11 protein-coding genes are annotated in these 12550 nt (G+C 56.0%); 2 read left to right on the forward strand and 9 right to left on the reverse strand.

Going from position 1 to position 12550, the window contains the following annotated elements:
- Positions 1 to 9: 9 nt before the first annotated feature.
- The 7 genes from ACXZ66_RS03440 to ACXZ66_RS03470 all read right to left on the reverse strand — a co-directional run bounded on the left by ACXZ66_RS03440 (position 10) and on the right by ACXZ66_RS03470 (position 6636).
- Complete coding sequence (locus ACXZ66_RS03440) at positions 10 to 600, reverse strand: Maf family protein (RefSeq protein ID WP_458750512.1); 591 nt, start codon at positions 598 to 600, stop codon at positions 10 to 12.
- Complete coding sequence (locus ACXZ66_RS03445; RefSeq protein WP_458750513.1) at positions 600 to 815, reverse strand: acyl-CoA carboxylase subunit epsilon; 216 nt, start codon at positions 813 to 815, stop codon at positions 600 to 602. The genes ACXZ66_RS03440 and ACXZ66_RS03445 overlap by 1 nt, the downstream gene beginning before the upstream one ends.
- Before the next feature lie 21 nt (positions 816 to 836).
- Positions 837 to 2363, reverse strand: a complete 1527-nt coding sequence (locus ACXZ66_RS03450) for an acyl-CoA carboxylase subunit beta (RefSeq protein WP_458750514.1) — start codon at positions 2361 to 2363, stop codon at positions 837 to 839.
- Between the two features lie 147 nt (positions 2364 to 2510).
- Positions 2511 to 3098, reverse strand: coding sequence for a hypothetical protein (locus tag ACXZ66_RS03455; protein ID WP_458750515.1), 588 nt, complete (start codon positions 3096 to 3098; stop codon positions 2511 to 2513).
- Positions 3099 to 3142: 44 nt separating this feature from the next.
- Complete coding sequence (locus ACXZ66_RS03460; RefSeq protein ID WP_458750516.1) at positions 3143 to 5041, reverse strand: DUF2075 domain-containing protein; 1899 nt, start codon at positions 5039 to 5041, stop codon at positions 3143 to 3145.
- 23 nt (positions 5042 to 5064) lie between these two features.
- On the reverse strand, positions 5065 to 5385 hold the full coding sequence (locus ACXZ66_RS03465; RefSeq protein WP_458750518.1) for a nucleotide pyrophosphohydrolase: 321 nt from the start codon (positions 5383 to 5385) through the stop codon (positions 5065 to 5067).
- A gap of 150 nt (positions 5386 to 5535) precedes the next feature.
- Positions 5536 to 6636 carry an NAD(P)-dependent alcohol dehydrogenase gene (locus ACXZ66_RS03470; protein ID WP_458750519.1) on the reverse strand — a complete coding sequence of 367 codons (1101 nt, stop codon included), beginning with the start codon at positions 6634 to 6636 and terminating at the stop codon, positions 5536 to 5538.
- A gap of 133 nt (positions 6637 to 6769) precedes the next feature.
- On the opposite strand from ACXZ66_RS03470, the gene ACXZ66_RS03475 reads away from it, so the two are divergent.
- Together ACXZ66_RS03475 and ACXZ66_RS03480 are read left to right on the forward strand one after the other, a co-directional pair.
- Positions 6770 to 7363 (forward strand): HEAT repeat domain-containing protein, encoded by a 594-nt coding sequence (locus ACXZ66_RS03475; protein WP_458750520.1) that lies wholly within the window; start codon positions 6770 to 6772, stop codon positions 7361 to 7363.
- Positions 7364 to 7367: 4 nt separating this feature from the next.
- Entirely contained in the window at positions 7368 to 8303 is a 936-nt protein-coding gene (locus tag ACXZ66_RS03480) for a MerR family transcriptional regulator (protein WP_458750521.1), read from the forward strand.
- Here ACXZ66_RS03480 and ACXZ66_RS03485 read toward each other — a convergent pair.
- Together ACXZ66_RS03485 and ACXZ66_RS03490 are read right to left on the reverse strand one after the other, a co-directional pair.
- Positions 8290 to 11463 carry an ATP-dependent DNA helicase gene (locus ACXZ66_RS03485; protein WP_458750523.1) on the reverse strand — a complete coding sequence of 1058 codons (3174 nt, stop codon included), beginning with the start codon at positions 11461 to 11463 and terminating at the stop codon, positions 8290 to 8292. The two genes, ACXZ66_RS03480 and ACXZ66_RS03485, sit on opposite strands and share 14 nt — an antisense overlap.
- Before the next feature lie 90 nt (positions 11464 to 11553).
- Positions 11554 to 12510 carry a restriction endonuclease gene (locus ACXZ66_RS03490; RefSeq protein WP_458750525.1) on the reverse strand — a complete coding sequence of 319 codons (957 nt, stop codon included), beginning with the start codon at positions 12508 to 12510 and terminating at the stop codon, positions 11554 to 11556.
- Between the last annotated feature and the right edge of the window lie 40 nt (positions 12511 to 12550).

Raw genomic sequence — 12550 nt, forward strand, 5'->3', positions numbered from 1 at the left:
GTGGGGAAGTTACGTCCAGAAGTCGCTGGCGTTGAGCCCAAACGAGTAGAGGCAACGCCTCAACAAGGGCAGCGAGAGGCCGATCACGGACGATGGGTCACCGTCGATAGAGTCGATGAACCAGCCTCCCAGGGCCTCAAGAGTGAAAGCGCCGGCGCACTCGAGGGGCTCGCCGGAGCGGGCGTAGGCCTCGATGTCGGCATCCGAGACGTCACCGAATGAGATGGCTGTGGACACCGTTTCGGTGACCCATTGGCCCTGGTAGGTCACGGCGTGGCCGGTGAGCAAATGAGCAGTCTGGCCGCGCTGCGCCTTCCACCGGGCGATGGTGTTCTCCACGGTGAGCGGCTTGCCTTGGAGCTGGCCGTTGAGGAGCAGCATTGAGTCGCAACCAATAACCACATCTTGTGGGTAGTCGGGAGCGACGGTTTCGGCCTTGGCTTTAGCGAGGGCGGCCACGCGAGAGGCAGGTGCTTCGTCGTGAAGCGATGCCAAAAGAGCGTCCTCGTCGATGTGTGCGGGGCGCAGCAACGGCGAAACGCCGCCTGATTCGAGGATCATGCGGCGTGACGGCGACTGCGAGGCTAGAACTAGCTGCATTAGTAGAACGTGACCGTGGAGAACGCACCTGGGTTGTACAGGGTTTGCGCGCTCATGCGGGCCTTAGGGGTGCCCCAGAGGTTGGACTCGGCGTCCTTGGTGTTGCGCGTTGCGTCGGACTGCAGGCCGCTGATCACGGCGGTGAGGGCTGCAAGCTCAACATCGGAAGGGCTGCCCTTGAGGACCTTGAAAATAGGGGAGGTCGAAGTAGACATGGTTGAAATCTCCTTGATTGCTTACAGCGGAATATTACCGTGCTTTTTCGGACGGGGGTGCAACACCTTGCGCTCGAGGAGTCGAAGACCCTCGACGACCTGCCTGCGCGTCGCGGCTGGCTCGATGACAGCGTCGACGAGACCGGACTCGGCGGCCACGTAAGGATTGATGTTGGCTTCGGCGTACTCGTCGGCATCCACGCCCAGCTTCTCGGCGGCGGTTGGGGCGTCTGCCAGCGCAATTTGGGCGGTTGGCCAGGCGTAGACGAAGTCCGCGCCGAGGTTCTTGGAACCCATCAGCACATACGACGGGCCGATTGCCTTGCGGGTAATCACAGTCACCGTGCCCACCTGCGCCTCCGCGTAGGCGTAGGCGAGGGCGGCCGCGCGGGCAGCAATGTTGCCGTGCTCTTCCTCGGTGGAAGGCACGAAACCGGGGGAGTCCACGAACTCGACGATAGGCAGGTTGAACGCGTCGCACATACGGATGAAACGCGCAGCCTTGTCCGCGGCGTCGCCGTTGAGGCAGCCTGCCAGCGAGGTCGGCTGGTTGGCCAGCACGCCGATCGCGCGGCCCGAAATGTGGGCGAAACCGGTGACAATATTGTCGGCGTAGTTTGCCTTGAGCTCGAAGAAATCGCCGTCGGTGACCTTATTGATGATCTCCAGAACATCGTAAGGCACGTTGTCGTCATCCGGCATGAACTCGTCGAGCGTCGCTGCCTCGGTATCAATCGGGTTCTCTGCGGCGGTGCCGAGCGGGGAGACCGCCTGGTTATTCACCGGTAGGTAGCTGACCACATCTCGAGCAGCGCGGACCGCATCCTCGTCGTTCGCCGCGGTCAGCGAGGCAAGACCGGTGATCTGCGCGTGCACGTTTGCGCCACCGATGGAGGCCGCAGTGGCTTCGGTGCCGGACACCTTGGACACGACCTCCGGGGTGGTCAGGTGCAAAGATGCATCATCGGTCATGATCACGATGTCCGAGATCGGCACCGTCAGCGACGCCAGGGTAGAGGTATTGCCAGCGACGACAGCGATCTGCGGCACCAGCCCCGAAGCCTCAGTGGAAGCGCGCAGGATCTTCGCATAGGCCGCGGCGGTAACCACGCCCTCCTGGAAGCGCGGACCTGCGGAATCATAAATACCGATCAGCGGCACACCAGTCTTGGTCGCCAGATCGTAGATCTTCAGAATCTTGTCGGCGTAGACTTCGCCGAGCTCACCGTCGAAGATGGTGGGGTCCTGTGAGAACACGCAGACGCGACGCCCGCCAATCTGGCCAAAGCCGGTGACCACGCCGTCGGTGGAAAACTTCTGACGATCCATACCGAACTCCTCCACGCGATGGCGTGCCAGGGCGTCGGTTTCGGTGAACGTGCCTTCGTCGAGAAGCAGCTCCACGCGCTCGCGGGCGGTGGACTTGCCGGCCTCGTGGACGGACTCGATGGTCTCGCTGCCACGGGGAGCCTGCGCCTCCGCCTGGCGTGCTCGAAGATCGTTGAGCTTGCCTGCGGTAGTAGTCAGGTCAGGTTTGGAAGCAGTCATAGTCTCACAGTCTAAAACGAAACTCTTTGGGAGTGATACTCACAGGCCTCTTTTGAGGCACTTCTGTTTATCGGGAGGTGGGGCGGGAGTGTTACGGGTGGTGGGTTTTTGGGGGTTCGCTTTGCGACGAGGGGGAGGTTGGTTTGGTTATGGGGCTTCCATAGTGGGGTTGCCGAATTCGTCATAATAACGAGGTGAAGTCTCGCCGGTCTGTTTATCGAACCAGATTGGGTTTCCGCTTTCGTCGTAATAACCGCATGTTGCTGCGGGGCTAACGCATCCATCTGCTCGAGGTGCCTGTGGCGGATATCCGTCCATGTACGAAGCCTCTTGAGGAACTTCCGGTGCACAATTAATGGCGTCGCCCACAATTGTGCCATCTGACATTACGGCTGCGTTTGCTTCCCAGCATCGGACAAACTGTGGTGGACCGTATGGGTCATACTCTTCGGGCTGCATAAAAGGAGGAGCTTCTGGAGCGACGACGGGCTCTTGAGCGACCGAGCTTGGCTCTGCATTCGTCTCCTCTACGACAGTTTGCGGTGTTGACTCACTGCTCATAGGAGATTCTGCACTAGTGCTCGAGGTGGTGGTCGAAGTCGACGATGTGGTTGGAGAAGTAGTTACTGCAGAGGTGGTGCTTGTGGTCTCCGGTGCCGTTGATTCACCTGCTCCGCATCCGACGAGTCCCAACAGGAGAACTGAACTTGCAAGGATCGTGCCGAGTTTATTCATGGTTCCCACTTCTTTTGAGCCACTAAGTAAGGATTCAGATTACCCTACGAGCTTGCTTCAGAATTCTTTTGTGCCTTGAGAAGTGCTTTTCTTAGTTCGTCGTCGACGGCGTAAATGCCCATTCCTCGGACACCACGGGTCATTAAGACGTTGAGTTGGTTTTTGAGAAGGCCTTGGCTGACGTCTTTTTTCACTGTTTCTCCGTCAACTACTAGCGTTCGTTGATTTTTTACATTCGGGTTTTCACTTGCATCGGCGTCGAAAATGATTTGCCCGTTTCGGTATTTGACTGAAGGTCCGATAATCACCCCTGCATAATTCAGGTCAAATCCCTGCACAGTGAAGATGGATCCGACTTCATCGACAGTCTGTTCGCGTTCTGCCCACGACAAATTCTTGCCACCACGACCGTAATCGCCCTGGTTATTCCACGGCAGCCTGAACGAATCGATGGTTACGTCCCAAGTGTCGCTGTCCTCTGGGCGGGTTTTTCCAGAGGAAAAGCGCCAGTCGTACGTTGCGATCAGACGAGACAAGCCCTTTTCAACTTCGGACTCTTCGCTCGGGTCCGATTTCTTTTGAATCTTCGCGTGAAGTTCTTGAGGCGAATTGAAAACCTCAATCTTGTACTTGTCGTTGGTCGGGATCGGGTTTATCGTGCCGTTTTGAACGAACTCGGTGATCCAGTCTTCGGCAGGACCGTCGGAGTCGATGCGCATTTGCTCGCTAAGCTCGATGATGTTTCCATCTCCAGCGCGAATCTCAAGAGCTTCAAGATCTTCATCTTGCCAATATTGGTTGCCTGCAAGGACTTGCATCGGATCAAAAACTGCAATGACGACGCGGGCAAGTCCGAGGATATCGACCAGTTGATTTTCGCCACGATATGACTGCTTACCTTGAGTCCACAGTAGATGGGCTTCGTCGATAAGTACGACATCTGCGATTTTCCCGGAATCTTGGCGATCATTAATGAATTTGGTTGGTTTCATGACGCGAGGATTCTTCTTATTGCCGAGGCCTAGCTTCTCCGCGATTTGCGTATAGACGGTGACTTGTTCATCGTGATTGACTAACAAGTACGCCTCGAAATCGTCTGTTTCGCCCAAAGAATCGTCACTTTCGCGCGCTTGGAAAAGGTCATAAAAGACGCTGCTGAGCAAGACTGTCTTCCCAGTTCCAGCACCACCTTTAACTAAAATAAGTTGTGATTCTTCTTGGTCGCGATCGAACTCGTCAACGGTTAAAGCATTATCAACTGCGTCTAAGATTTGAACTTTGGCACCGACTTGTTGCTCATTGAGTTGGTGAAACGGGGATGCTTTGAAAAGAGCTGATTCTCGGATCATCCGCTCGAGTGGGAAGAGCTCAGGATCGTGATCGCGCAGCTTCCGCCAGATTTCCTGAAACGCCTGGTTCACAAATTCCTGCGTGAAGTATTCAGTCTGAACGTTGCGTCGTGAGTTATTTATTTTGACAGAGTTCGCACCTGCAGATTCCACATCGTCGACGCTGGAAAGGAACAGCATCAATCGATCTTCGATGTCCAGTGTCATTGACTTATTGAACAAAGTATGGCCAATGACGAGGATCGTGGAATCGTTGTCTCTAAAAGCTTTCCACTTCGCGGACTGAACTAGCTTGGCATCGAAGTTCTCTGGTAGCAGAAGAACTTTATCGATGTCTTCTTGTCTGAGATCGACGAGACGAGGATCCGAAGTAAGGTGGGTTTTTGTTCGCTGAGCGATATCGTTGGTTTCCCCGACATACACGCGATAACTATCCTTCGAGCGATGATAGACAACGTATACCGTTGGGTAATTCAGCAAAAGCTTCTGAGTTTCCTCGTCTTCGTTTTCGATCGCTTGAAGGAAATCTCGGAGACTTTCAGCGGAGTAGGAGAAGGGCCTAACCTCGGCGCGTGTTTTTCCAGAAAGTTTCATACTCTTACGTGGTTCCTTTCTGGTTAGAGCTCGTCGTATTTGGCTGAAGTTCCGAAACTCTTCTCAATCGGATACTTTGAGCGAGTGATTTCGAGTTTCTCCATGATGAGAGATTCTGGAGATTCGCCTAGCGAATCGGCAAGATAATAGGCATAGGTCAAAACATCGGCGAGCTCAAGACGAGCCTTGTCGAGTTTCCCACTGTCATCCCATTGGAAACATTCGAGCAGTTCAGCTGCCTCGATCGAAATGCTTTTCGCAAGATTGGCTGGAGTATGAAACTGCCCCCAATTTCTCTCTTTGGAAAACTCTCGTAAGGCAGTGATTGCCGAATTTTTCTGCATGTAAAAACACCCTAGTTAAAGATCTCTGAATGATGCGTAGGGTGGCACTGCAAAATCGCAAAATAAGAACTCCTCGATGGTTTGCCGAGACATTGGCAACAAATCGAGGAGAACTATTTGTGGTCAGGTAAATGCACGAAAAACAAGGGATTACTCAAACGTCACGATTGGTTTGATTACTTCGCCGCTTGCGGAGTCCGCGAATGCGTCGTTGATCTTGTCGAGTGGGTAGGTGCGTACCAGCTTTTCGATGGGGAACTTGCCCTGTTGCCACAGTTGGACCAGACGTGGGATGAAGTCCTGTGGGATGGCGTCGCCCTCGACTATGGTGCGGAATTTCCAGCCGCGGGTCAGGGATGCACCAACCTCGAAGGATACTTCGGTACCTGGAGCTGGGGCGCCGACGAGGCCGACGGTGCCGTTGATCGCTAGGGAGTCTGCTGCCTGGCGGGTGACGGCGACAACGCCGGTGGAGTCGAGTGCGTAGTTCACGCCGTCGCCGGTGATTTCGCGGATCTTTTCTACTGGATTCTCGGTACGGGAGTTGATGGTGTGGGTGGCGCCGAGTTCTTTGGCCAGTTCGAGGCGGGAATCGTGAATGTCGACGGCGATGATGGTGGTTGCGCCGATTGCGGCTGCTGCCATGATGCCTGCACAGCCCACGGCGCCGGTGCCGAAGACAGCGACGGTGTCGCCGGCCTTAACTCCGAGTGAGTTGATGATGGCGCCCGCGCCGGTGGACAGGCCACATCCTAGTGGGCCAAGCAGTTCAAGAGGGATGTCGTTGTCTACTTTGACAACGCTGCGTGCGGAGACGTTGGTGTATTGGGCGAAAGAGGATTGACCGAAGAAGTGGGATCCGACTTTTTCGGAGCCGTCGGTGAAGGCGGTCGTTTCGTCGTCGCGAAGTCCGGAAAAGTTCTTTGCGTAGAAGTTCTCGCAGTATGCTGGGGCGCCGGCGAGGCACTTGGAGCACTTGCCGCAGGAGTTGAAGCCGAGGACGACTCGGTCGCCTGGTGTGACGGAGGTGACGTCGGAGCCGACTGCTTCGACGATGCCGGAGCCTTCGTGGCCGAAGACGGCTGGGAGGTAGGTTTGGTAAATCTGGTCGCGGGCGATGGCGTCGGTGTGGCAGACGCCGGAGGCGATCATTTTGACCTGGACTTCGTTGGATCGTGGCTCGTCGAGTTCGAGCGTGGTGATCTCGAAGGGCTCCTTCGCAGCGCGAACGACTGCAGCGGTGGTTTGCATTGTCTAGCTCCTTGTTACTAAATGTGATCAACGGCTGTTGATGCCTTCACAATACGCTCGGTACTGGGATTTTTCATTCAGTTTTCAAGTAGTGGCTTGACCTTCACATTGTGTCAACGATTCAAATGGAGGTATGAGAAATACAGTTTTGAATGCACTTGTCGCGCGGGATCCGAATGTTCGGTTGAAAGCGGCGCTGCACATTGGCACGGAGCGAGCAACTGAGTATTTGCAGGACTTGGTAGGGCGGTTCGGTGTGGAGGAGGACTTCTTCGTTCGCGAAATGCTTACTTGGGCAATCACGCGTATGCCGGTGGAGGAATCGATTCCGTTGCTCATTGGGAAGTTGAAGGATCCGGTGGCGCAGGTGCGTAGTCAGTCGTTGCATACGTTGTCGAAGTTGCATGACAAGGCGCCTGCGGAGATTTGGGAAGCGATAACAGATGAGCTGCTTTTGAGCGAGGAAGAGGAAGTCGCGCAGGCGGCCTGGCGTGCTGCGGTGTTAGTGGTTCCTAGCGCGGAGAAGGTAGGTCTTGCGGAGACCCTGGCTACCCAGTTCGGGCGAGGGAGCTTTGAGTTTAAACGAAGTTTGACGCGGGCTTTTGGTGCGTTGGGTGGTGAGGTACTGGTGGTCGTCGATAAGCAATCTTGTGCTCACGCTGCGGCGACGCGGGCCTGGATGCTCGACTCGGAGCTAGACTTGAACTCATTGATTGCGGAGGTGTGAGGCGATGCGGATTGGAGAGGTTGCGGGGCGCAGTGGGGTCTCGAAGAGGATGCTGCGCCATTACGACGGCCTCGGATTGGTGAGTCCGAGCGCGCGGACTTCGGCGGGATATCGCGAGTATTCGGAGGAGGATTTTCGCAGGCTGGTGAAGGTGGAGAGCCTGCGTTCGATTGGGATGAGCCTGAAGGAAATTGGCGAGGCGCTCGAGGGAGAGCCTTCGGTTGCTGAGATTTTGTCGCATTTGGAGGCCGAGATTGAGGCGCGTTTGGAAGCGGAACGGGCGTTGCTGGTGCGGGTGCGGAGCCTGATGTCGAGTGCGCCGGATAGCGTGGATTCGTTGCTTTCGTACCTGGATGCGGTGCGGACTTTCGAGCAACGAGGCGACAATGCGCGGTACCGGGCGGCTCTCTCGGCACCGACTGGATTGGCGTTGGTTGCGCTTGCTCGGGAGTCCGATCCAAATGTGATTGGCGCGCTGCAATGGTCGGTGCGTCAGGATGCTTCGGCGGAAGATGTTTTGTTGGAGCTGCTGCCGAGTTTGTCCGAGGATGAGCGGGTGCGGTTGGTGTCGTTGTTGCCGGATATTGTGCCTGCCGAGATGCTGGAGGCGGAGGAGTCGCGGGTTGCGGTGTTTGAGCTGGCTCGGCGGGGAGACCGTGGTGTTGTGCCGGCGTTGTTGGGCTTGATTGAGCAGGGCGTGGACGACGTGGAGGCTGCCGAATTGCTAGCGGGGTTGGCCTCTGGGGAGGATGTTGCGGAGATTGGGTGGCGGATTGCTTCGGGTTCGGCTCCTGTGGACGTGAAGCTGCGGTTCGTGCAGGCGTTGGCGGAGATTCCACTAGATGAGGCTGCGGAGTTGCTCCGCGAGTTAACGCGGAGCGAGGACCGTCAGGTTGCGCTGACGGCTGGCGCGATTCTTGGTCGGGCTAGCGGTTCCTAAAGTGCTCGACGATGGCCATCACGGCGAAGATAACGCTTAGGCCCATGAATCCGAACATTGCCAGCATGGAAATGCCTCCAAGTGGGATCATGTTCATCATCCCGAACACGATGATGAGGACGAAAGTGACCACCACTCCGATGAGGGACGATTTCAAACGGCGCGCGTTCTTGTTGGGCTTCTTCTCTACAGGTTGTTCGGGGACAGTGGCAGGTACCGGGCTAGTCGGTGGTGCGAAATTGGTCGCCGCAACATACGGCTGCTCATATGTTTTCTCTTCTGTTGTTTTGTACGACGGTTCGACGTCGAATGGGTTCGAATCGAACGTGGTTGGCTGTGGATCGCTACATGGCTCGGGGTGGAGAGGGGAATCGTCGTGAAGCGTGGCGTCTTCCCACGCCTGGTGTTCGATGGGCTCATCGAGTTCTTCGGTCTCTAGGGGAACCGAAGCTGGAGCTTCCTCTTCTTCGAATTCTTCGAATTCTTCGAGTTCGGCCAGGCGGTCGGTGGCCCACAGATCGAAAGCTTCCTGCGTGATCAGGGGCTTGTCGTAGCGCTTGGCTAGCATCATCTTGCCGTCGGTGGAGCTGAGATCGTCGGTGACCAGGACGTCGCAGCGAGTCTTGCTCACGGCCTGCTTGTACTCGAGGCCGAGCTCTTCGCAGAGCGATTGCAGCTGCTCGCCGTGTGCGTAGCGCTGGCCGTCGACGATGGTGGTGCCTCGGAAGGCGATGCGCGTGCCGGAGGTGAGCAGTTCGTGAGGGTCTGCAGTGTGGGGAGCTTCAGCGGGCTCCGGAACGGCAGGTTCCTCTTGAATTATTTCCGGTGCTGGAACTGTTTCCGGCTCTGGCTCCGATGCCGGGGTCGAACCGTTCTCGTACCACTCCTCGAAATCCGCCTGCGCAACGATCGGCTTGCCGTATTCGCGTGCGTTTTGAGCCTTCCGCGACATGGATGCGGGGTCGAGCGCGACGAGGACATCGCAACGCGATTTGGATACACCGGTCTTATATACGAGGTCGCGGGCTTCGCAGATTTCCGTGAGTCGCTCGTCGTCGGCGGGGCCACCGAGCAGGTTGTCGCGGCCCGTGAACGCGACGCGGGTACCGGGCGCGAACAATTCGTTGAGGTCGACGTTGTGCTCTTCCACCTCGGGAAGGTCAAGGTAGTAGAGGCCGGCGTTGTTGGCGCGCTCTTTCACCTCATTGTAAGTTTGCTCGTTCCAATAGCTGCGCGAGACGGCCCACGCAGAGAGCAACTCGGCGGTTTCGGAAAGCTCCGCAAAGTCCAGGTCGTTGGTCTCGCCACCGGAGAATGCCGCCCAGGCGCGATCCGATTCGGTGGCGTGCTTAGGGTCGAGCACCATGTTCGAGGCGGGAGCCCACGATGGGATGTACACGGAGCCTTCGGCCTCAAGATCGGCCTCTGGAACGGGCGTGCCCTGGCCTACTTGAAAGGTTCCCAGTTGGTAAGACGCGACCATTTCAAGGCAGCGATCCTCAACACCGGTGCTGGTGAGAACCACGTTGAGCTCGTCGATGTCGTAGCCCACCCCGAGCGCAAGATCGAGGCCCCTTTCCTGGTGACGCACCGCCCGCTCCAGCTTAGGCAAGCCATCAGCGACAACGATTCCGCCTTCCGCCTGGCGAAGCAGCAATGGCCAAAAGTCGCCGAGAGTAGGCGCTAGCGCAAGGCCACCTGCCGGGATGTTGTTCTCCTTGCCGAATTCACCCAGGTCAGCCATGGGATTGATCCACGTGCCGAAGTTAGCCACGATCTCCTGGCCTTCCATGACAATCGCGTGTGCGCGTGCGATGTGATCGCTGATCCCGAAATTCACACCGTCGAAAGACAAGAACACGACCCTGTTGGTTGTCACCTGCGGGCTCACTTCGCGACGAATCATGCGCACCAATGAGTTATTCGCCCGGATATGGCGAGGCTCGACAGGAGCACTAAAGCGCAGGTGCTCAAGGTCGACGGCACGAGAAAGGGCAACGTAGAACTGGCCTTCGGTGGTTGTCCCGCCAGTGAGATTGATGTAGCACTTCGGGATCGTCTTGCCCTGGGATTTATGGATAGTAATCGCCCAGGCGAGAATCACCGGGAACTGCTCGATCGTGCCGACGACATTGCTGCTAATCGATCCGCCACTCATCGAAGGCTGCTTGACCTCCCACGTATGCCGGCCGAGTTTGACGTTCTCGTTGCTGTGATCAAGACGGACGGTGATCGATTCCTCATCGGCGCTGACAATGGTGCCGAAACTACCGTTAACAAATGCGTCTTGAGGGTCGTTGACGATAGTCATTACTCGGGCACCGGTGGCGTAGTGCAATTCCTCGGAGCCGCTAAAGGATCCACCGTTGGTGTTTCCGGTGTGCCGCGCCACGGAAACGAATTTCTTCGTTGGAAGTTTCTCTAAGTGCTGGCTGTTGATTTTTTCCACAGTGTTTCGTCGCGAAGCGAGCGTGACCCAGTCATTCGGTGCGTGGAAGTCCGCATCGACGTGCTCGTTGAGGACCTTGAGGGCCGCATCGCCGACGCTGCCCTCGCGGACCTGGTTGAGGATCTCGATGAATTCGTTGTCGGACTGGCGCCAGACCTTGGTTAAGTTGATGCTCCTGAGGCTGAGGGAATCGAAGCAGTGAGCGGAGAAGAAGAATGGCGTCTTCCACTGGCTAGTGAAGATTTCGCGCTCATTGTCTTGGACCACTGGAGGGAGCTGGAGGAGGTCGCCGACGAGCACGAGTTGAACCCCGCCGAACGGCTGGTCGTTTTTGCGGAGGGTGCGCAGGGCAATGTCCATCATGTCGAAGAGATCAGCGCGCACCATGGAGATTTCATCGACAACAAGGATGTCAACGGCCTTGAGAACCTCGCGCGTGCTCGAGCTTGGGTTCCATTTGCCGGTACTAAGATCGTCGGGCCACATCCCGGGACGGAACCCGAAGGTGCGATGGATGGTGAAGCCGTCGATGTTCAGCGCTGCGACTCCGGTGGGGGCGGTAACCAGGATTTCTTTTGTTGAGTCCTGCTCAAGAAAGGTGCGCAGCAGAGTCGATTTACCCGTACCAGCCTTGCCGGTGATGAGGACGTGGTGGCCTTGGTTGATTAGTTCAAGGCCGCGTGAAAACTCTTCCGTCATGTGAATAGGCATGGGGCTTCCGTCTCTCTTTGTTTTTGTTGTTGTGTTTATTGAATCAGAATGGTGCGACTGCGGTGTGGGGTTTGGGGAACAGGTGAGCGGTTAGTCGAATCTGTTGAACCATTCTTCGTCGACAACCGGTGCTAGATGGACACCAGAATTTCCATCTTTTGCAATCAATTCGGCAAGTCGATGTCCGTCGATGAGATCGACGGTAGGAGAGGCGTCGGTAGCTGCTTTTCGGGCGGCATCAGTGTATCGGCTTAGGGTGACCATGATTGCACGCTCCGCTCCACGGGTCATTGCATCTCTTTGGAAAAGCGCAACGGGTTCGCGACCAATCGGTTTGCCATTTGGGTCGTACCTCTTCACCTGAACAGCAACTCGAGAGGAAAGTACCTCCGAAAGTGGCGCTGTGCCGATAGCATCAATTCCTTCGTCACCAGTACCACCGATATGCGTGAGCTTCAGATCATACTGTTTGAGTAAGTAGATGACGAACTTTTCAAAGCCATCAGGAGAGAGCTTATGCAGTCTGTTTAGTAGCTGCTCTCTCCAGCTAGTGATGGTCTCTTCGTCGCTATTGATTTCGTCGGCGTCATCATTCATCGGCTCTTCCACAGCAGTTGTATTGGAGTCCTTTGAACTTTGCTTGCGGTTTCGGTTGTACTCCTTATGTTTTTCTCGGTCTATCCGTTTCACTTCCGTTAGCGCTTCGGATTCCGCAAGCTCCAAGAGCTGTTCACCGAACTTAGTAATCAGATTCATTCCACGATTAGGTTGCTCGAGCGCGCCGATTCGTTTCGCAGTGGATCGACCAAATGCAATTCGATTCTCAAGGACACTGGTCGAAGGTCTATTTGGATATGTGATTTCCAAAAGCGTTTCAGAATTGGGCAGGTTATCTGCGACTTCGGTGACCAAATCCCGAGAGCTGGCGGATCCACCCATTTTGTCCAGTGCTCTGAGAATTGGAACTACCAGCTCTTGGTGAGTGGGCATTCCTTGCGCAGTAAAAGAAACCATGACTTTGCTTTCAAGATTAGTTTGGTGATTCAAGGGAAAATTGTCGGTTGAATCCTTAACGGGTATTTGGCTC

It is taken from the genome of Corynebacterium sp. S7, from assembly GCF_054401105.1.

Excerpts from the sequence above, each read along its gene's own strand:
- ACXZ66_RS03440 (WP_458750512.1), bottom strand. The coding sequence starts at position 600 with ATGCAGCTAGTTCTAGCCTCGCAGTCGCCGTCACGCCGCATGATCCTC.
- ACXZ66_RS03445 (WP_458750513.1), bottom strand. The coding sequence starts at position 815 with ATGTCTACTTCGACCTCCCCTATTTTCAAGGTCCTCAAGGGCAGCCCT.
- ACXZ66_RS03450 (WP_458750514.1), bottom strand. The coding sequence starts at position 2,363 with ATGACTGCTTCCAAACCTGACCTGACTACTACCGCAGGCAAGCTCAAC.
- ACXZ66_RS03455 (WP_458750515.1), bottom strand. The coding sequence starts at position 3,098 with ATGAATAAACTCGGCACGATCCTTGCAAGTTCAGTTCTCCTGTTGGGA.
- ACXZ66_RS03460 (WP_458750516.1), bottom strand. The coding sequence starts at position 5,041 with ATGAAACTTTCTGGAAAAACACGCGCCGAGGTTAGGCCCTTCTCCTAC.
- ACXZ66_RS03465 (WP_458750518.1), bottom strand. The coding sequence starts at position 5,385 with ATGCAGAAAAATTCGGCAATCACTGCCTTACGAGAGTTTTCCAAAGAG.
- ACXZ66_RS03470 (WP_458750519.1), bottom strand. The coding sequence starts at position 6,636 with ATGCAAACCACCGCTGCAGTCGTTCGCGCTGCGAAGGAGCCCTTCGAG.
- ACXZ66_RS03475 (WP_458750520.1), top strand. The coding sequence starts at position 6,770 with ATGAGAAATACAGTTTTGAATGCACTTGTCGCGCGGGATCCGAATGTT.
- ACXZ66_RS03480 (WP_458750521.1), top strand. The coding sequence starts at position 7,368 with ATGCGGATTGGAGAGGTTGCGGGGCGCAGTGGGGTCTCGAAGAGGATG.
- ACXZ66_RS03485 (WP_458750523.1), bottom strand. The coding sequence starts at position 11,463 with ATGCCTATTCACATGACGGAAGAGTTTTCACGCGGCCTTGAACTAATC.